Annotated in this window: 15 protein-coding genes and 2 pseudogenes; 12 read left to right on the top strand and 5 right to left on the bottom strand. The window is 75.9% G+C overall.

All coding sequences use genetic code 11. The features are described 5' to 3' along the window. Window positions 1–173: 173 nt before the first annotated feature. Window positions 174–1,394, bottom strand: a complete 1,221-nt coding sequence (locus tag IE245_RS28870; RefSeq protein WP_189952810.1) for a GNAT family N-acetyltransferase — start codon at window positions 1,392–1,394, stop codon at window positions 174–176. A gap of 140 nt (window positions 1,395–1,534) precedes the next feature. On the opposite strand from IE245_RS28870, the gene IE245_RS28875 reads away from it, so the two are divergent. The 3 genes from IE245_RS28875 (at window position 1,535) to IE245_RS28885 (ending at window position 4,771) form a co-directional block, all read left to right on the top strand. Continuing rightward, window positions 1,535–2,053 (top strand): winged helix DNA-binding protein, encoded by a 519-nt coding sequence (locus tag IE245_RS28875; RefSeq protein WP_189952811.1) that lies wholly within the window; start codon window positions 1,535–1,537, stop codon window positions 2,051–2,053. A gap of 14 nt (window positions 2,054–2,067) precedes the next feature. Continuing rightward, window positions 2,068–2,508, top strand: a complete 441-nt coding sequence (locus IE245_RS28880; RefSeq protein WP_189952813.1) for a cytidine deaminase family protein — start codon at window positions 2,068–2,070, stop codon at window positions 2,506–2,508. A gap of 682 nt (window positions 2,509–3,190) precedes the next feature. Then, window positions 3,191–4,771 carry a right-handed parallel beta-helix repeat-containing protein gene (locus IE245_RS28885; protein WP_189952816.1) on the top strand — a complete coding sequence of 527 codons (1,581 nt, stop codon included), beginning with the start codon at window positions 3,191–3,193 and terminating at the stop codon, window positions 4,769–4,771. Here the strand turns inward: IE245_RS28885 and IE245_RS28890 are convergent. Beyond that, window positions 4,761–5,462, bottom strand: a complete 702-nt coding sequence (locus tag IE245_RS28890) for an HAD family hydrolase (protein WP_229851634.1) — start codon at window positions 5,460–5,462, stop codon at window positions 4,761–4,763. The two genes, IE245_RS28885 and IE245_RS28890, sit on opposite strands and share 11 nt — an antisense overlap. 196 nt (window positions 5,463–5,658) lie before the next feature. Here IE245_RS28890 and IE245_RS28895 point away from each other — a divergent pair, with 196 nt between their 5' ends. Beyond that, window positions 5,659–7,221 (top strand): IclR family transcriptional regulator domain-containing protein, encoded by a 1,563-nt coding sequence (locus IE245_RS28895; protein WP_189952817.1) that lies wholly within the window; start codon window positions 5,659–5,661, stop codon window positions 7,219–7,221. Window positions 7,222–7,228: 7 nt separating this feature from the next. Here IE245_RS28895 and IE245_RS28900 read toward each other — a convergent pair whose 3' ends face one another. Continuing rightward, window positions 7,229–7,966 (bottom strand): TetR/AcrR family transcriptional regulator, encoded by a 738-nt coding sequence (locus tag IE245_RS28900; protein ID WP_189952819.1) that lies wholly within the window; start codon window positions 7,964–7,966, stop codon window positions 7,229–7,231. A 209-nt stretch (window positions 7,967–8,175) separates the two neighbouring features. On the opposite strand from IE245_RS28900, the gene IE245_RS28905 reads away from it, so the two are divergent. After that, entirely contained in the window at window positions 8,176–9,810 is a 1,635-nt protein-coding gene (locus tag IE245_RS28905) for an amidohydrolase (protein WP_189952821.1), read from the top strand. A 243-nt stretch (window positions 9,811–10,053) separates the two neighbouring features. Here IE245_RS28905 and IE245_RS28910 read toward each other — a convergent pair whose 3' ends face one another. Continuing rightward, the gene (locus IE245_RS28910) at window positions 10,054–11,520 is read right to left on the bottom strand and encodes an alpha/beta fold hydrolase (protein ID WP_189952823.1); all 1,467 of its coding nucleotides are present in this window, start codon (window positions 11,518–11,520) and stop codon (window positions 10,054–10,056) included. Window positions 11,521–11,632: 112 nt separating this feature from the next. Between IE245_RS28910 and IE245_RS28915 the strand changes: the two genes are divergently transcribed. From IE245_RS28915 to IE245_RS28930, 5 genes and pseudogenes are all read left to right on the top strand, one after another. Then, complete coding sequence (locus IE245_RS28915; RefSeq protein ID WP_189952825.1) at window positions 11,633–12,598, top strand: MerR family transcriptional regulator; 966 nt, start codon at window positions 11,633–11,635, stop codon at window positions 12,596–12,598. A gap of 130 nt (window positions 12,599–12,728) precedes the next feature. Beyond that, window positions 12,729–13,157: pseudogene (locus IE245_RS28920) on the top strand (GntR family transcriptional regulator); the annotation flags it as partial. After that, window positions 13,149–13,238, top strand: a pseudogene (locus IE245_RS37340) (4Fe-4S dicluster domain-containing protein); the annotation flags it as partial. The pseudogenes IE245_RS28920 and IE245_RS37340, both read left to right, overlap by 9 nt. A gap of 14 nt (window positions 13,239–13,252) precedes the next feature. After that, a complete protein-coding gene (locus IE245_RS28925) occupies window positions 13,253–14,548 on the top strand; it encodes an ABC transporter substrate-binding protein (protein WP_189952827.1) in 1,296 nt (431 codons plus the stop codon). A gap of 105 nt (window positions 14,549–14,653) precedes the next feature. Further along, on the top strand, window positions 14,654–15,484 hold the full coding sequence (locus IE245_RS28930) for a VOC family protein (RefSeq protein WP_189952828.1): 831 nt from the start codon (window positions 14,654–14,656) through the stop codon (window positions 15,482–15,484). Between the two features lie 62 nt (window positions 15,485–15,546). On the opposite strand, the gene IE245_RS28935 is transcribed toward IE245_RS28930, so the two are convergent. Continuing rightward, entirely contained in the window at window positions 15,547–16,995 is a 1,449-nt protein-coding gene (locus IE245_RS28935) for an MFS transporter (RefSeq protein WP_189952831.1), read from the bottom strand. 143 nt (window positions 16,996–17,138) lie between these two features. Here IE245_RS28935 and IE245_RS28940 point away from each other — a divergent pair, with 143 nt between their 5' ends. Further along, window positions 17,139–17,594, top strand: a complete 456-nt coding sequence (locus IE245_RS28940) for a MarR family winged helix-turn-helix transcriptional regulator (protein ID WP_189952873.1) — start codon at window positions 17,139–17,141, stop codon at window positions 17,592–17,594. A 101-nt stretch (window positions 17,595–17,695) separates the two neighbouring features. Further along, complete coding sequence (locus IE245_RS28945; protein ID WP_189952833.1) at window positions 17,696–18,544, top strand: DUF4344 domain-containing metallopeptidase; 849 nt, start codon at window positions 17,696–17,698, stop codon at window positions 18,542–18,544. Window positions 18,545–18,646 lie beyond the last annotated feature (102 nt).

The raw sequence follows: 18,646 nt of genomic DNA on the forward strand, positions 1-18,646 counted from the left end.
GGCCGTCCGGAGTCCGGCCGGTCCGGCCCCCGGCCACCCCGGCCCCGGTCGTGACCACCTCGGACCCCGACCGCCCCGGCCCCCGTCCCGCTCGCAGCCCCCGTCCCGCTCGCAGCCCCGGTCCCGCCGCCGGGCCCGGAGTCCCTTCCGCCCCGGCCCCGCCGCCTCCGCGCTCAGAACCAGCTCAGGCAGTGCGGCGGGCGGTCCGTGTGGAAGAGCGCGTCCGCCCGACGGGCCGCGGCGGGGTGGTGGGCCCGGATGTGACCGGCTCGGACCAGGGTGCTCGGGGTCGTACCGCCCAGGTAGAGGGAGCCGAGGTCGCTCACGTCCAGGGAGAGGTCGGGGCCGCGGTCCGTGGTGGTGCAGTCGGCCTTGCCGTCCCGGACGGTGAGGAGGTAGGCGGTCCGCTCGCCGAGGAAGGGGTCGTCGACGTCCAGGACGAGTTCGCCGTCCGTGGTCCACGCGCGCGCGGCCAGCGCGCGCGGGACGTCGAGGAGGCGCACCCACAGCCAGTCGGTGTCGTGGCTCACGTCCCCCGCCCGGAAGTCCGCGAGCCGGTGGCGCAGCGGGTGATCGCGCGGGACCTGCTCGAAGACGACCCGCGTGACGAGGTCGTGGCCGAGCGCGTACCGCGCCAGGTCCGCGAAGACCGCGTCGTCGGTGGCGACGATCTCGTCGACGGTGAGGGTCCCGGCGTCGACCGCGTACGAGGCGTAGCCGTCCGGGGTCCCGTCGGCGTCCCGGTGCAGCGCCACGTACCGCGGTGTCCGCGCGACCGGCGGCCGGCCGGCGCCCAGCTCCCACCAGCGGTGCGGGCGCGTGAGCGCGCCGGGCTGGGCCAGGCGGTACCGGTCGTAGACCGCTTCGAGGACCGCGCCGCACTCCGCGCGGCGCAGCAGCTCGACCGAGCCCGGCCGGGTGTCGTCGGCGGCGCCGAGCGGCCGGCGCGGCGCGAAGGCAGCCCGCTGCCGCTGCACGGTCATCCGGGTCGTGTAGGTCGCGGGCCCGTAGCCGAACCTGCGGTAGATGAGCGCCTCGGACGCGAGCAGCACGGAGAGGATCTCGCCCCGCTCGCGCAGGTCGGCGAGTTGACGGCGCATCAGGGCGCTGAGGACGCCTTGCCGTCGGTGCGTGGGCAGGACGCCCACGGCCGTCACGCCGGAGACCGGGACGACGGCCTCTCCGGGCAGGGTGAGCTCGAAGGAGTACGCGCCGGCGGTGCCGATCGGCTTTCCGCCCGGGGCCAGCGCGAGCAGGTTCCTGTCCCTCTCGATCGCCGACCACCACACCCCGCCGCCGTCCTCGCCGGGCGTCTCCCGGACGAGCCCGAAAGCGGCGTGCAACGTGTCGACGAAGACATCGAAGTCCTCGTCCGTCGTAGAACGGATCTCCATCGTTTTCCGCAGCCTCCCCGCAGCTCCGCACCGCCCCGCGGCGCCCGGGCCCCAGTCCAGCGCCGCTCCCGAGCCCCGGTCAAACGGATTTACGCCGCCCGCGTCCCCGTCCTCCCGCCGGAACGGGTAGCGTCACGATCATGGAATCTTCGACGCCCCGAGCACCCGCCCGGCCCTCCACCGACCAGGCACCGGCCGACCCGGCCGCCACCGACGAGGCGCTCGCCACCCAGCCCGTCGGCTACTGGAGCGGACTCGTCCACGCGGCCGTCACGCGGCGGCTGCGGGACAAGATGGCGCGGATCGACGTGACGCAGCCGCAGTACTGGGTGCTCAACCACGTCACGTACCGCCCGGTCGCCCCGGATCGGCACGAGGTGGTCGAGGAGCTGACGCCGCTCGCCGAAGGGCCGCACGAAATCCCGCGGGTCGTCGACCAGTTGCTCCACCGTGCGTGGCTGCGGACGGACGCCGACGACCGCATCCGCCTCACCGAGGCGGGCGAGGCGGCCCGGGTGCGCCTGCGCGCGCTGGCCACCGATCTGCGCGCCGTGGTCCACGAGGGCGTCAGCGACGAGGAGTACGTGGCGGCACTGAAGGTGCTGCGCCGGATGGCCGCCAACGCCGGGGCCGACGCCGTGGCTCCCCGTACCGCCTGACGGAAGGCGCACCGATGAAGGAGAAGACCCCCACGCGCCCCGGCCCCGCGGCCGAGAGGCCCGTCGACGAGGCGCTCGTGCGGGCGGCGGCGGACGTCGCCCGCACCCGCTGCCGGGGCGACAACCACACCATGGCGGCCGCCGGCCGCGCCCGGGACGGCCGGATCGTCACCGCCGTGAACGCCTACCACTTCACGGGCGGCCCCTGCGCCGAGCTGGTCCTCCTCGGCGCGGCGGCCGCCCAGGGCGTGTACGACCTGACGACCGTCGTCGCGGTGGGCGACCGGGACCGAGGAGTCGTGCCGCCCTGCGGCCGGTGCCGCCAGGTCCTCCTCGACTACTTCCCGGACGTCGACGTCATCGTCGGCCGGGGCGACCGTCTTCGCACCGTCCCCGTCACCGACCTGCTGCCGGAGAGTTACGTCTGGGCCGACCACCAGCTCGAAGCCGAGTGACCCTTCTTCGGTCCCCTCCGGGTCCCTCCGGATCGCTTCGCCCCACTTCGGATCCCTCCGGGTCTCGCGGGACGGCCGACGCGAGCGGCGCGCTCCGGGCCCGGGCGCCAGAAGGAGCGCCACAGCCACGCCGGGGCCGCGCCCGGTGTCGCGCGGGACGGGAAGGCGGCCGGGCGGGCCAGGCCCGCGGGGTTCCAGCCGAGGGCGGTTCCCCAGCCGGTGACTCCGGTCCCCACGCTCCGCCGGTGCGCGGGCCCCACCCGCGACGACGCCTTCTCCCGGCGCACCATGTCCGCCCCCGGCCCGCACTCCCCTGACACGGCCGGATGCGCCGTCGGTCGAGGCAGGACCCGTCGCCCTCGACGGCCTGCATCACGAGGCACGGCCCGTTCCCGCCGTCCGCCTCCAGCAGGCGGAAGCGTACGGCTCCGAGCGCGACCGGGCGGGCGCGCCCCGCCTCCAGCGCGGCGAGGCGCGCCTCACCCGCGAAGCCGGTCCCTTCCGTGCCCGGTGACCCGATGTCGGTACGGCGCCGCCGCACCCATCCGCGACGTTCATATTCGTGAACCTCAATCACGTACCCGCATATTGACGTGTCTCCGACACCCCCCTAGCGTCACCCGCAGCGCCGAGAAAGCGCTTTCCACCGTGTCCGAGCCGCCTCCCCCACCAGGAGACACCGATGCGCACCACTTCCCTCGCCATCAGCGTGGGCCTCGTCGCCGGCACCCTCGTCGCCCTGGGCGCCGCCGGCGGCGCCCAGGCCGCGACCGGGCGGTACGAGGCCGAGGTCTCGCCCGCCGTCTGCACCGGCACGATCGACTCCGACTGGACCGGGTTCTCCGGCAGCGGGTTCTGCAACGGCACCAACGCCGTGGGCGCGTATGCCCAGTTCACCGTGACGGCGCCCGCCGCCGGGACGGCGACGCTCTCCGTGCGGTACGCCAACGGGACGACCACGAACCGCCCCGCCGACGTCGTCGTCAACGGCTCGACCGTGGCCGCCGGGGCGTCGTTCGCGTCCACCGGCGCCTGGACCGGCTGGACGACGAAGACCTTCACCGTGCCGGTCGCGGCCGGCTCCCACACCGTCCGGCTGAACCCGACGACGGCCGCCGGGCTGCCCAACGTCGACCACGTCGAGCTCACCACCTCGGACTCACCCGCCCCCTCCGGGCCCGCCCTCTACGTGTCGCCCGCCGGGACCGCGGGCGCCTCGGGCACCGAGGCCGATCCGACGACGCTCGCCTCCGCGATCACCCGGATCGGCGCCGGCGGCACGATCTACCTGCGCGGGGGCACGTACGCGCACGCCCAGACGATCACCGTCGCGCCGGGCAACAACGGCACCTCCGCCGCCCGCAAGACGATCGCCGCCTACCCGGGCGAGACGCCCGTCCTCGACTTCTCCGCGATGGCCGAGTCGTCCTCCAACCGGGGGCTCGCCCTGAACGGCGACTTCTGGCACGTGAAGGGGCTGATCGTGCAGCGGGCCGGCGACAACGGCATCTACGTCGGCGGCAGCGACAACGTCATCGAGCGCACGGTCACCCGCTTCAACCGCGACACCGGCCTCCAGCTCGGACGGGCCGCCTCCACCACCCCGCGCGACCGGTGGCCGGCCCGCAACCTGATGGTGAGCGTCGAGTCGCACGACAACGCCGACACGGCCGGCGAGAACGCCGACGGCTTCGCCGCCAAGCTCACCACCGGCCCGGGGAACGTCTTCCGGTACGCGGTCGCCCACCACAACATCGACGACGGCTGGGACCTCTACACCAAGCCGGACACCGGCCCCATCGACCCGGTGACGATCGAGAACTCCCTCGCGTACGTCAACGGCACCCTCTCCGACGGCACCGTGAACGCCAACGGCGACCGCAACGGCTACAAGCTCGGCGGGGAGTCCATCGCCGTCGACCACGTCGTGCGGCGCAGCATCGCCTACCGCAACGGCAAGCACGGCTTCACGTACAACAGCAACCCCGGCTCCCTGAAGGTCTCCGAGAACATCTCGATCGACAACGCCCAGCGCAACTACACCTTCGAGGCGGGCACTTCGGTGTTCCGGGGCAACACCTCGTGCCGCAGCACGAGTTCCGGCACCAATGACAAGCTCGTGGGCGACGTCGACGCCACCAACCAGTTCTGGTCCGGGACGAACGGCTCGCGGTGTGCCGGCTACGGCGGCGCCCTCGGCTGGTCCTTCGCCGCGAACGGCTCGCTCACCGTGACCCTCGGCGGCAGGACCGTCACCTGGTAGGGACGGCGCTCCCGCGAACCGCGCGCCCGCGCCCGACCGTTCGGGCGCGGGCGCGCAGCCGTCTCCCCAGGGCGTACGCGGCCCGCAGGTCGTCCCCCTCGTACCCGGCACCGGCCAGGGCGCGCAGGCCCGGGGTGGCGTTGACGGCCACCGTGTGGCGGAGGACGGAGAAGAGGGGCATGTCTGAGCCGGAGTCCCCGTAGGCGACGCAGGCGTCGCGGTCGAGGCCGAGGGCGCCGCGGAGGCGGTCGACGGCGGTCACCTTGTCCTCGGGGACGAGGATCCGCGCCGGGTCGGGCGCCGTCCGGAAGGGCGGGGGCGGGAAGCCGGAGGCGACGACGTCGTCGACACCGAGGCCGCGGAGCCGGTCGGCGAAGAAGTCCGGTGACATGGTGACGACGACGGCCCGGTCGCCCCGGGCCCGGATGTCCGCGAGGACCTCCGGGAGGCCGCCGATCCACGGCGCCCCGTCGAAGGCCTCGGCGACGACACCGGGGGTCAGCTCCCGCCACAGCCCGTACAGGGCGGCGGCGAAGCCCCGGGTGTCGACGGCGCCCTCCGCGAATTCGGCCTCCAGGGCTCGGAGTTCGTCCAGGCAGCCGAGGCGGGCGGCGATCTCCAGGCTGGCCGAGGTGCCCCTCAGCAGCGTCCCGTCCATGTCGAAGACGTGCAGCAGCCGTCCGTCCTTCACCGTGCCCTCCCCTGTCCGGAGGCCAGCCTACGTCGCGGCGGGGGCGGTCGGCCGCCGAAGCCGGGCCGACGCGGTCGGGGGTGCGGAGCCACAGGTCGCGGCGGCCCTCGCCACGATCGGCCACAGCTCCTGGGCGGTGCCGGTCCCGCGGGCCGGGTACGGTGCTCCCGCGCGCTGCGGAGGGAGGGGAGTGGGCATGACGACGACGAGGCCGGTCGAGGTGGTCGGGCCGCTGGAGCGGGGGCTCGCCGTGGTCCGGGCCGTGGTCGCCGGGGACGGCGGTCGGCGCGGGATCGGGGAGGTGGCGCGGGAGACGGGGCTGGCCCGGGCGACCGTGGACCGGGTCGCGTCCACCCTCATCGTCCTCGGGGTGCTGCGGGCCGAGGGCCGTGATCTGCTCCTCGCGCCCGGGGCGGCCGAGCTCGGGAACGCCTATCTGGACTTCTGCGGACTGCCCGCGCTCCTCGGCCCGCACGCCGCCGCGCTCGCCGAGCGGCTCGACGAGCCGGTGTCGCTGGCCGTGCCCGACGGGGACGGGGTCCGTTTCCTGGCGCAGGCGAGCCGTCGGCGGGCCCTGGCGTTCGCCTTCCGGCCCGGCGACCTGCTGCCGGCCGAGCGGTGCGCTCCCGGCGCGCTGTTCGCCGCCGAGGGAGAGGTCCCGGGCGGGGACGGCGGGTTCGCGCAGCGGGTGCGGGAGGCCCGTGAGCGGGGCGTCGCCGTCGACGACCAGCTGATCGAGCCGGGGCTCGTGTCCGTGGCCCTGCCCGTACGGGGCCCGGCCGGTGCCGTCGTGTGCGCGGTGAGCGTGGTCAGCCACACCAGCCGGCACGACGCCGCCGCCCTGGAGGCGCTCGCCCTGACGCCCCTGCGGGAGACGGTCACGGCGATGGAGGGGGTGCTCGCCCTCGGAGCCGTACCACCGGAGGCGGAACCGCGGGCCGTGGCGCCCGCCCGGGGTGCGCTGAAGGAGGAGCTGGGGGCCGGGTTCCTCCAGTCGCTGGCCCGGGGGCTCGACGTGCTGCGCGCCTTCGGGGCTCTGCGCGGGCCCGCCCGGCTCACGGATCTGGCGCGCCTCGCGGGGCTGCCCCGGGCGACCGCCCGCCGGTCGCTGATCACCCTGTGCCACCTGGGGTACGTACGCGAGGACGCCGGCGGTTTCGCGCTCCTCCCCCGCGTCCTGGAACTCGGCCACGCCCGGCTCGCCGCGCTCACCCTCCCCGAGATCGCCACGCCGCACCTGGTCCGTCTGGTGCGGGCGGTGCGGGAGTCGGCGTCGGTGGCGGTGCTCGACGGGGACGACATCCGGTACGTGGCGCGGGTGGCCGGCAGCCGGATCATGCGCATCGACATCGTGGTGGGCACCCGGCTGCCCGCCTACGCCACCTCGATGGGGCGGGTGCTGCTCGCCGCCCTGCCGGAGGCCGAGCGGGACGGACGGCTCGGCCGGATCACGCCGGAGGCGCTGACGCCCCGGACCCTGACCGGCTCCGACGAACTGCGGGAGGCCGTGGCGGTGACCGCCGAACGGGGTTTCGGCTGGGTGGAGGAGGAGTTGGAGGAAGGGCTGCGGTCGATCGCGGTGCCGGTGCGCGACGGGGCGGGCCGGGTGGTCGCCGCGCTCAACATCGCCCTGAACGCGGGCCGGTGCGCGCCGGAGGAGAGTCTCGCGGCGGTCCTTCCCCTGTTGCGGGAGACGGCGGGACTGATCTCGGCCGACCTGGCGGCGGTCGGTCGGCACACGCCCGTACCGGCTTCCTGAAGCGACGTCAGGACTTCTTCCCGTGGGCTCGTTCCGGGCCCGCCGTCGCATCGGGGTGCAGCGTCTCCAGGGCCGTCAGCATGAGCTCCAGGGCGAACGGGTAGCCGCTGTCGCGCATGTCGGCGGCGAGGAGGGGGAACGTCGCCGCGATGTGCGGATGGGTCTCGGCCGGCAGGCGGCCGTAGACCTTCCCCCAGACCTCCCTGTCCGCTTCCCCCGCCGCCCGCGGCAGCGCGGCGGCGGCCGCGTCCTGGGCGGCGAAGGCCAACGCCTGGTCCACGAAGGCGTGGTAGACGCGGACGGCCAGCGGATCGGGGAAGCCGCCGTCCCGCAGGATGCCCAGGATCTTCTCGACCGCCCGCGTCTCGTGCGGACGGCCGGTCGTGCGGTGCGCGGCCAGCAGGGCGGCCTGCGGCTGGGCGAGGTAGGAGCGGTGGATGCGCAGGCCCATGACCCGCAGGTCGGTCCGCCAGTCGCCGCTCGCCTCCCAGCCCTCCTGCGCCCGCCCGACGAGCTCGTCGGCGATCGCCAGGAGCAGGGCGTCGGTGTTGCGGAAGTAGCGGTAGAGGGCGCTGGGGTCGGCGCCGAGGGCCGCGCCCAGCCTGCGTACGGAGAGGGCTTCGGCGCCGTGCCGGGCCACCAGGCGCAGCGCGGTGTCGACGATGAGCCGTTCGGAGAGCACGGCACCCTGCTTGGTGGGGCGGCGGCGCCGACGGCTGCCTTCGGGGACGACGCGTGCGGACATGGCCGGGACCTTACGTCAACACCATTGACGTGTAAACGGCTCGCGGGCTTCCATGGCGCCCGTCAGCCGTGCCGTGGCCGCCGGAGCGATCCGGCCGGCCGCGGGCGGCCGGACTCCGTCCGACGCCTGCCGCGCGGCACCCCTCGCCCGCCGGCCGTCGTCGCCCGTCCCGCGCCCGCCCCGGCGCGGCCGCACGCAAGGGAGCTGGCATGCCCCAGGCCGATCTGGTCTTCACCGGAGGCCCCGTCCTCACCCTGGATCCGGCGCGGAGCCGGGCCACCTCGCTCGCCGTCACCGGCGACCGGATCACGGCCGTCGGCCACGACGAGGTGCGCGAGCTGATCGGCCCCGGCACCGAGGTGGTGGACCTGGCCGGCCGGCTGCTGCTGCCCGGTTTCCAGGACGCCCACGTCCACGCGGTGGGCGGCGGCGTCGAACTCGCCGCGTGCGACCTCACCGGGAGCGTCGACGCGGCGGAGTACCTCGCGAGGATCCGCGCGTACGCCGAGGCCCACCCCGACCGGGAGTGGGTCACCGGCGGCGGCTGGTCGCTGGAGAGCTTCGCGGGCGGCCTGCCGACCCGCCGGCTGCTCGACTCGGTGGTCCCCGACCGTCCCGTCCTGCTGTCGAACCGGGACCACCACGGCGCCTGGGCGAACACCCGGGCCCTGGAACTGGCCGGGCTCACCGCCCGCACCCCGGACCCGGCGGACGGCAGGATCGAGCGGGAGGCCGACGGCACCCCGAGCGGCATGCTCCAGGAGGGCGCGGCCGGCCTGGTCTCGCGACTGGTGCCGGCGAGTACCGCGGAGGACCGGCTCGCGGGGCTGCTGCGGGCGCAGCGGCTGCTGCACTCGCTGGGCGTGACGGGCTGGCAGGACGCCCTGCTCGGCGCGTTCAACGGCATGCCGGACCCGTCGGACGCCTATCTGACGGCGGCCGGGAACGGTTCGCTGACCGCCCGGGTGACGGGTGCGCTGTGGTGGGACCGGGAGCGCGGCGCCGAGCAGATCGCCGAACTGGTGGACCGTCGGAAGCAGTTGACCTCGGGAATGTTCCGGGCCGGGTCGGTCAAGATCATGCAGGACGGCATCGCGGAGAACTTCACGGCCGCGATGACCGCCCCGTACCTCGACGGCTGCGGCTGCGCGACCGGGAACACCGGGCTCAGCTTCGTCGATCCCGAGGCGCTGCGCGGGTACGTCACCGAGCTCGACGCCCTCGGCTTCCAGGTGCACTTCCACGCGCTCGGCGACCGGGCGGTGCGGGAGGCGCTCGACGCGGTCGAGGCGGCCGTCGCGGCCAACGGCCGGCGCGGCAACCGTCACCACCTCGCCCACCTCCAGGTCGTGCACCCCACCGACGTGCCCCGGTTCGCCGCGCTCGGCGCCATCGCCAACATCCAGCCGCTGTGGGCGGCGCACGAGCCGCAGATGGACGAACTCACCATCCCGTTCCTCGGCGAGGAGCGGGCCGCCTGGCAGTACCCGTTCGGCTCGCTGCTGCGGTCCGGGGCGACCCTCGCGGCGGGCAGCGACTGGCCGGTCTCCAGCCCGGACCCGCTGGAGGGCATCCACGTCGCCGTGAACCGCCGCGCCCCGGACTCCCCCGACGGCAGGGTCTTCTACCCGGAGGAGCGCATCGACCTCCTCTCCGCGCTCACCGCGTACACGGCCGGCGCGGCGCACGTGAACGGCCACGACGACGCCGGCAGCCTGGCCGCCGGTCACCTCGCCGACCTCGTCGTCCTCGACCGGGACGTGACGGCCGCACCGGCCGACGAGATCGCCGAGGCCCGGGTGGAGCGCACCTACGTCGGCGGCCGGCTGGTGTACGGCGGCTAGGCGGTGCGCCCGGATCACGCCGGGTCCGCGACGCCCGGCACCGCGCCGAGAGCACGACGTGATGGGGGCCGGGGGGGGTGGAGTCCGGTTCGGTCGACCGCATCCTCGGCGGGCCCGAACGCCCCTACACTCGGCTCCTGTTGGGCTCGGTGCCGCGAAGAGGCCGGGACCCGGCCCGGGTGGCCGACCGGTCATGGGGTCGCGGCGCCGTCGGGGGGCGGCACCACGGCTCCGGCCGGTCGTTCAGCGGGCCACCCGGTGCAGCACGGCGCGGACGGCGCGGCCGACGGCGTCCCGGGAGGCGTCGGTGCGGTCGAGGGCCTCGAAGCCGTGCCGCCCCTCGGGCACGTCGACGATCTCGACGTCCGTGCCGTGCTTCTCCGCGGCGGCGAGGAACGCCTCCACCGTCGCCGCGAACGCCGGATGCTCCCGCCCGGCGCGCACCAGGACCACGGGCAGCGGCCCGGCACCCGCGAGCGCGTCGGCGGGGCGGAAGCGGGACTCGACGGTCTCCCAGCCGGGCGGGGCGGCGAGGACGGGGTAGGAGAGGGCGAGGCAGCGGAGCCACGGCGGGGGCGACGCCAGCCAGTGCGCGGCGAGCAGGCCGCCGCCGGAGAAGATCCAGAGCGCGATGCGGTCCGGGTCGACCCGGGGGTGGGCGCGGAGCCGTTCGAGTGCCTCGGTGACGTCGCCGGCGGCGCGGGCGTAGTCGGTGAGGGCGTACAGCCGGTGGTCGACGGTGGCGCCGACGACGCCGTGGCCGGCCAGGTGGCGGGCGTAGCCGCGGTAGAAGGGTGTGTCGCGCGGGGTGGGGACGCGGTCGGCGTCGACGGGCCCGCCGTGGACGAGGAGGACGGCCGGCCACCGCCCCTCCGCGTCGGGCGCGTACACGTCGAGTCGCCCGTGCCGTTCGTACGGCACCTCCGGTGTGGGCAGCAGGAACTCCCTCTGCTCGTACGCGGGCTGGTCGTCCCCCAGGGTGATGCGGCGCCCCTCCCCCGACGCGGCCCGCAGGAGCAGGTCGGCGAGTTCGGCCGGGTGCGACAGCATCGGCCAGTGCCCGGCGGCGAGTTCGAGGAAGGCGTAGCCGGGACCGGCCAGTTTCCGGAAGCGCGGCGGGCCGGTGCGGACCAGCATCTCGACGACGTCGACGCCCGGCCCGTCGCCCGTGCACATCACCGCGGCGGCCGGCACCCGGTCGAGGCCGCCGCCGAGCCGGAGGGGTTCGGTGAGGGTGCGGGCCGGCTGCGGCACCGCGAGCCGGTCCAGGCGGTCCAGGTCCTCGGCGGAGAGCCCGTCGAGGCTCCCCCAGCGCGCCCACTCCCGTCCCCTCGGCGGCGGCACCGGCGAGGTGTCGTGGCCGAGGCGGGCGCGGACCTCCTCGTCGCGGACGAGGAGCAGGGCGGGGTCCCCGTCCGAGGGGAGCCCGGCGGCGACGTACACCACCCGGGACACCCGGTCCGCCCGCCGGTCGGCGGCGCCGAGGACGGGATGGATGCCGTAGTCGTGTCCGACGAGGACGACGTCCGGCTCGTCGATCCGGTCGAGGAGGGCCGCCAACTCCCCGACGTGCGTGCCGAGTCCGGCCTCCGGTCCGCCGTCGAGGGTCACCGGGTGGGCGGCGGCCCCCGCCTCCCGCAGCCGTTCCGCGACCCCGTCCCACACCCATCCGCCGGTGAACGCGCCTCCCACCAGTACGAACGCCGTCATCGTCGCCTCCTCGCGTCTCGTGGCCCCAGCGGCCTCCGGCAGACTAGGAACTCCCCCTGGGGGAGATTCCACCCCGGACGCGGCGGGCCGGGGGAGGCGGCGGAGGTGCGGGGTGTCGGGCGCGGACGGCGGGACGTGGAGCATCGGTGAGCTGGCCGGGCGGGCCGGGGTGACGGTGAAGACCGTCCGGTTCTACTCGGACCGGGGGCTGCTGCCGGAGGCCGGGCGCAGCGGCGGCGGCCACCGGCGGTACGGGCCCGGCGCGCTGGCCCGGTTGCGGGAGATCCGCTCGCTGCGCGCCCTGGGCCTCGCCGTGCCGGAGGTGGCGCGGGCGCTGGAGGACGAGGGCCGGCTGGCGGACGTGGTGGCCGGGGAGCTGCGGGGCGTGGCGCGCGAGCGGGCGGCGCTGGCGTGGCGGGAGGCGTCGCTGCGGCTCCTCGCGGAGAGCGAGGGCGTCGAACGCGCCGAACTGCTGCCGCTGTTGGGGGCCGGTGAGCTGCCGCCGGACACGGACGCCGTGGTCCGTTTCTGGCGGCGTTCGCTGCCGGTGCGCCTGCCGCCGCCCCTGGTGGCCCGGGTCCTGGACGAGGTGGTGCCGCTGCCGCCGGACGACCCGACGCCCGCGCAGGTACGGGCCTTCGCCCTGCTGCGCGGCCTGGTGTCGGATCCGCGGCCGGAGCGGGCGCCGGGCCCGCCGCTGCCGGGCGAGCGTTACCGGGCGGCGGTCCTGTACGAGGGGCTGGCGGAAGCGTACGACCTGGCGGGCGCGGAGGTGCAGGCGGGCCGCCCGCCCGCCGGCCGGGGTGTCCTGGACTGCTTCGCCGAGGCGTACGCCCGGGCCCTCGGCGAGTCCGACTCCCCCGCCTTCCGCAGCCGTCTCGCCGGCCTGCTGGCCCGGGAGGAGACGACGGTGATGGCCCGCTACTGGAAGCTGGCCGCGCTCCTCCTCCCCTCGGACCGCCCTCCCCTCGGCCTGCTGCACCACCACCTCACGCGGGCCCTGTCGGAGTCCTGCGCCGCCGCCCGAGGGGCCCGGCCGCCGGGTGTTCGGATGCTGGGCGGCCGACCGTCCGCCTGATGGGCACGAGGGTGGCGGATGTCCGCCCCGCCGACGCGTCCTCGCAGGTCAGAGCCGTACGCGGCGGGCTTCCGGTGGCGCAATACTGCGGCAACACCATCGGGGCGGCACCCCGGTTACGTTCCCTGCCATGCCCGCCGAACGCACCCCCACCGCCCTTCCGGTCGCCGCCGCCCGCCGTCGCCGGCTGCGCGCGGACCGGGCCCGGCAGCTCGCCGACCTGCTGCGGCACCAGATCCTGACCGGCGCCTTCCCGCGGGGGGTGCTGCCGCTGGAGGACGCGCTCGCCGCCGACCACCACGCCAGCCGGAACACCGTGCGGCAGGCCCTCGACCTGCTGCGCGGCGAGGGTCTGGTGGAGCGGCAGCCCGGGGTGGGGACGGTCGTCGTCGCCGAGAAGTACCCGCACGGCCTGGACCGGCTCCAGGGCCTCGCCGAGACGCTGCGCGAGCACGGCACGGTCACCAACGAGGTGCGGAACCTCGGTCCCGTGCGGGCGCCGGGTCCGGTGGCCCATCGGCTGGGCCTGCCGGACGGCGCGGACGTGCTGTGCGTGGACGAGTGCTGGTACTGCGGCCCGTGCGCCGCCCGCTGCCCCACCGGCGCGGTCACCGTCAACATGCCCTACCTGCTCCGCTGAAAGGCCGAACTCCCATGTCCGGAAAGAGAATCACCCGCGTCGGTGCGCCGCTCGTGGCGCTGCTGCTCCCGCTCACCGCCGGCTGCGGGGGCCCGGCGGGCGCGGACGACGAGGCCGGCGGGACCGTGACGGTGGCCGTGGGCTACCAGTCGAAGACCATCAACACGGTGACCGCCGGCACCCTGCTGCGCTCGCTCGGCTACTTCGAGGAGGAGCTGGCGGCGCAGGGCCGGCGGGACGGCGTCCGCTACCGGGTCCAGTGGCAGGACTACGCGACGGGCGCGCCGATCACGGCCCGGATGACGGCGGGGAAGATCGACATCGGTTCGATGGGCGACTTCCCGTTGCTCCTGAACGCGGCCCGGGGACGGCAGCTGAAGGAGCCCACCCGGCTGGTGTCGGTGACCGGCTACAACCTGCGCGGCGGCCTCAACACGGTGGTCACCGCGCCGGGTTCGGGTCTCCGTACGCTCGCGGACCTGAAGGGGAAGCGGGTGTCGACGAGCGTCGGCTCCGCCGCCGACGGCACCCTCGTACGGGCGCTGCGGCGGGCCGGTCTCGATCCGGCGAAGGACGTCACCAAGCTCAACCAGCAGCCCAGTGTGGGCGCTTCGGCGCTCGTCGGCGGCAGCGCCGACGCCCTGTCCCAGTTCGTCGCCTGGCCGGGGCTGCTCGCCTTCCAGGGCAAGGCGGAGGCGCTGTACGACGGGGCGGAGCTGGACCTGCCGACCTTCCACGGGATCACCGTCCGCGAGGAGTTCGCGCGCGAGCGGGCCGGGGCGCTGGACGCGTTCCTGCGGGCGAAGCGGCGGGCCACCGACCGGCTGCGGTCCGCGCCGGTGGCGTCGGCGGAGTCGGTGGCGAAGGAGACGGGTCTCCCGGCGGAGGTCGTGTACCTCTACAACGGCGCCCAGGGCATCGCGACCTTCGACCCCGCCCTGCGGCCCGAGCTGCTGGCCGCGCTCAGGGAGGACGTGCCGGTGCTGCGGGAGGCCGGTCTGGTGAAGGACGTCGACGTGGACGCCTTCGTCGACCCGGCCCCGCTGCGGCGGGCGGTCACCGCCCCCGGCCTTCCGGAGGCGGGGGCGGCGAAGGCCGAGCTGCGGGCGGCGCCCCCGGAGCGGGCGGTGCCGGCGCTGGCCGGGGGCCTCGCGGACCGGAACGCCGATGTGCGCAAGGCGGCCGTGCTCGCGCTCCTCGCGCACGTCCCGGCACCGGAGGCGCGGGCCGCGCTGGCGACGGCGGCGGCCGACCCGGACGCGGACGTGCGGACGTACGCGGCCCGCGGGCTCGTCCCGGCGACGCCCTGAGGCCGGCCGACCGTACGGCCGGCCGGGTGAAGCGGGGTGTGGGAGCCCGCGCACCGGGGAAGGCGCGCGGGGTGGCGTCCGGGCGGCGGGCGCTCGGGCGAGGAGGTGGTTCCGGTGACGGGGCCGACGACGGCGGAGGCGCAGGGCGCGCCGTGCTGGCTGAGTCTTGCGACGCGGGATCTGGGCGCGGCGGAGCGGTTCTACGGTGCGGTGCTGGGCTGGACGTTCCGGCCGGGCAAGCTGGAGGCGGGCTCGGCGTACGTGGTGGGCGAGCGGGACGGGGTGCCGGTGGCGGGGATCGCCGCGGTGGCGGCCGAGCTGGCGGTGCCGGTGGCGTGGACGGTGTTCTTCGCGGTGGACGACGCGGACGCGGCGGTGGCGCGGATCCGGGAGCGGGGCGGCACGGTGGGCGTGGGCCCGGTGGCGTACCCGCCGCAGGGGCGGGTGGCGCTGGCGACGGACCGGGACGGGGCCGCGTTCGCGGTGTGGGAGGGGCGCCTGGTGTCGCGCTGGCAGGTGGGCGAGCGGAGTGCTCCGGCGTGGGTGGAGCTGCACACCCGGGACGCCTTCGACGCGGCGGTGTTCTACGGCGGGGTGCTGCGCTGGGCGGACGACACGCCCGGCTCCTGCGACACCTCGTACGAGGAGGAGGGGGTGGTGCTGCGCCGGGGCGGGGTGCCGGTGGCGCGGCTCGACAGCGGTCCGGTGGAGGCCGCCTCGTCCCGGCCGCAGTTGCGGCCGCGCTGGCTGGTGCGGTTCCGGGTGCCCGACGTGGCCGCCTCGGTGGCGGCGGTGACGGAGCACGGCGGTCTGGTGGTGCCGGGCGGTGAGTGGGGCGGTGCCCGGGAGCCGGGGGCCGCCGGCGACGATCGCCGGGTGGTGGTGCGGGACCCGGACGGTGCGCTGTTCACGCTGGAGGCGGACGGAACGAAGTGAGCGGTACGGGTGCGGGGCCGGCGGCCTCGTACCCGTACCGCTCCGCCGCGGGCGGTCCGGGTTCAGGCGGCGTGGGCCGCCCGCGGCGCGGGCGCTTCCGCGGGGGCGTCGGCGGCGGAGGCGTGCCGGGCCGGGATGACGGCGGCGACGAGCGCGGCGAGGAGGGCGACGCCGGCACCGATGAGCAGGGCGGTCCGGAAGCCGTCCTCGGACGGCAGGGCGTGGCCGCCGAGGGTGGTGGTCATCTGGGCGAGGACGACGCCGATGACGGCGGCGGAGACCGAGGTGCCGATGGACCGCATCAGGGTGTTGAAGCTGTTGGCGGAGGCGGTCTCCTCGGCGGGCACGGAGCCCATGATGAGCGCGGGCATCGCCCCGTACGCCAGGCCGACGCCGGTGTTGCAGATCAGGGTGACGACGAGCAGGCCCCAGGTGGAGCCCATCAGGGCGAGCGAGGAGGCGTACCCGGCGGAGATGACGAGGGCGCCGACGGAGAGGGTGACCTTGGGTCCGCGGGCGGCGGACAGCTTGGCGCCGAGCGGGGCGAGCGCCATCATCGCGAGGCCCGCCGGGGCCATCCAGAGGCCCATCTCCATCATCGACCGGCCCAGGCCGTGGCCGGTGGCCTCGGGCAGCTGGAGCAGCTGCGGGACGACCAGCGACTGGGCGTACAGGGAGAAGCCGACGAGCACCGAGGCGAGGTTGGTCAGGAGGACGACCGGGCGGGCGGTGACGCGCAGGTCGACGAGCGGGTCGCGGGTGCGCAGCTCCCAGAAGCCCCATGCGAGCAGGACGACCGCGGCGGCGGCGAAGAGGCCGAGGGTGGTGGCGCTGCCCCAGCCCCAGGTGGCGCCCTTGGAGACGGCGAGCAGCAGGGCGACGAGGCCGGCGCCGAGGCCGAGGGCTCCGGGCAGGTCGAAGCGGCCGGGGTTCGGGTGGCGGCGGCCGGCCGGGACGAGCCGGTGGACGAGGACGGCGACGACGGCGCCGAGGCCGGCGGCGACCCAGAAGAGGACGCGCCAGCTGGCGTGTTCGGCGACGGCGGCGGCGAACGGCAGGCCGAGGGCGCCGCCGACGCCCATGGAGGCGCTCATGAGGGCGATGGAGCCGCCGAGCCGTTCGGGCGGCAGGACGTCCCTGAGCAGGCTGATGCCGACGGGGACGACGCCCATGCCGAGGCCCTGGAGGCCGCGGCCGACGATCATCGGGACGACGGAGTCGGCGAGGGCGCAGACGACGGAGCCCGCGACCAGGGGGACGGTGGAGGCGAGCAGCACGGTCCGCTTGCCGAGGGTGTCGCCGAGGCGGCCGGCGACGGGGGTGGCGACGGCCGCGGCGAGGAGGGTGGCGGTGATCACCCACGAGGCGTCGTCGGCGCCCGTGTGGAGGAGCCGCGGCAGGTCGCCGATCAGCGGCACCACGAGGGTCTGCATGAGCGCCGCCACGATGCCGGCGAAGACGAGGACGCCGACGACGCCTCGGGGGCGTGCGTCGGTCTGGGCGCGGTCCACGGGTGTCTCCCTGGGGTCACGGAGCGAATGTTTTGTGCATCATGCACATCTCATGCATGATGCACATTGAATGCATGATGCACAAGTTATGCATGCCGCACACCACGCCCTCGCAGGGGAGAATGACCCCCATGGACAAGCCCGTGGAGAAGCCCACCGACCGCGTCGAGTTCGAGACGATGCTGCTGAGCCGGCACGCGCACCTCCACGCGCCGCGCACCCGCGTCGGCGCCGGCGCCCTCGACCGCAGCGCGTACGTGCTCCTCACCCGCATCCGGATGCACGGGCCCATGTCCATCGGCCAGCTCACGGACGCCTTCGGGCTCGACGCCTCCACCCTCAACCGGCAGACGGCCGCGATGCTCCGCGCCGGGGTCGTGGAGCGCATCCCGGACCCGGACGGCGGCATCGCCCGGAAGTTCCGCATCACGGAGGAGGGCGAGCGCCGCCTGGAGGCCGACCGCTCCTTCAACATCGGCGGGCTCGAACGGATCATGGAGCACTGGTCACCGGAGGACGTCACCGCCTTCGCCGGGTTCCTGGAGCGCTTCAACCGCGACATCGAGCGCCTGGAGGGCCGCCCCTGGCCCCGCGCCTGAGACCGGGCCCCGGCTCACCCGTCCGGCGCCGCGGACTCGCCCCCGACACCCGCTCCGGCCAGGCTCGTCGGCAGGGACGCCCACGAGACGAGGTGCCGCCGATGCCCGCCGCCGCCGGCCTCCGCCGCCCGGCCCTCGCCCTGACCGCGGCGGCCCTGCTCGCGGGCTGCGCCGCGACCCCGGCGCCCCCGGCCCGGGGCACGGGCCGGCTCGTCGTCGCCCACGAGGAGCCGCGCACGCCCGAGGAGCGCGCCGCCCTCGCCTTCCTGCGCGAGCGGCGGATCCTGGAGGACGCCGCCGCCTACGCGGACGCGCGGATCGCCCTCCCCCGGGACGTACCGCCGCGCGCCGCGGGCTGCGAGGCGCCCAACCCCTTCCGGGACGAGGCCACCGGACGGATCACCTACTGCTACGGCTTCGTGGCCGACGCCCGCCGGGTCTTCGCCCGCGCCGCCGACGACGGCGCCCCGGCGGAACGGACGGCCGCCGGCGAGTCCGTCGACGAGGACGTCGTCGGCCTCTCCCACGGCGTCCTCTTCCACGAGCCCGGCCACGCCCTCGTCGACCTCTACGACCTCCCCGTCACCGGCCGCGAGGAGGACGCGGTCGACCAACTGGCCGTCCTCCTGCTCGCCTCCGGCGACGAGCGCCACGCCGACTACGCGATCTCCACCGTCGACGCCTGGGGCGCGCTCTGGGCGGCCTCCGAGGGCGGCGACCCGGGAGTGGCCGCGTACTCCGACGTCCATTCCCTCGACGGGCAGCGCTTCTTCGACTGGGCCTGCCGGCTGTACGGCTCCGATCCCGGGCGGTTCGCCGACGCGGTGGACGCGGAGGGCAACCCGGACGGGGTGCTGCCCCGCGACCGCGCCGCGCTCTGCCCGGCGGAGTACCGGCGCATCGACGCGGCCTGGCGCACCCTCCTGGCGCCGTACCTGAAGCAGGGCTGAGCCCGCGCCCCGGACGCGGGCTCCGTCCCGGGATGCGGACCGCTTCGACGCGGGCCCTTTACGCGCGCGTCCCACGGCGGTAACTTCCCGCCGACGCAAGAA

This window comes from Streptomyces roseolus (genome assembly GCF_014649855.1).
Taxonomy (GTDB): Bacteria; Actinomycetota; Actinomycetes; order Streptomycetales; family Streptomycetaceae; genus Streptomyces; species Streptomyces roseolus.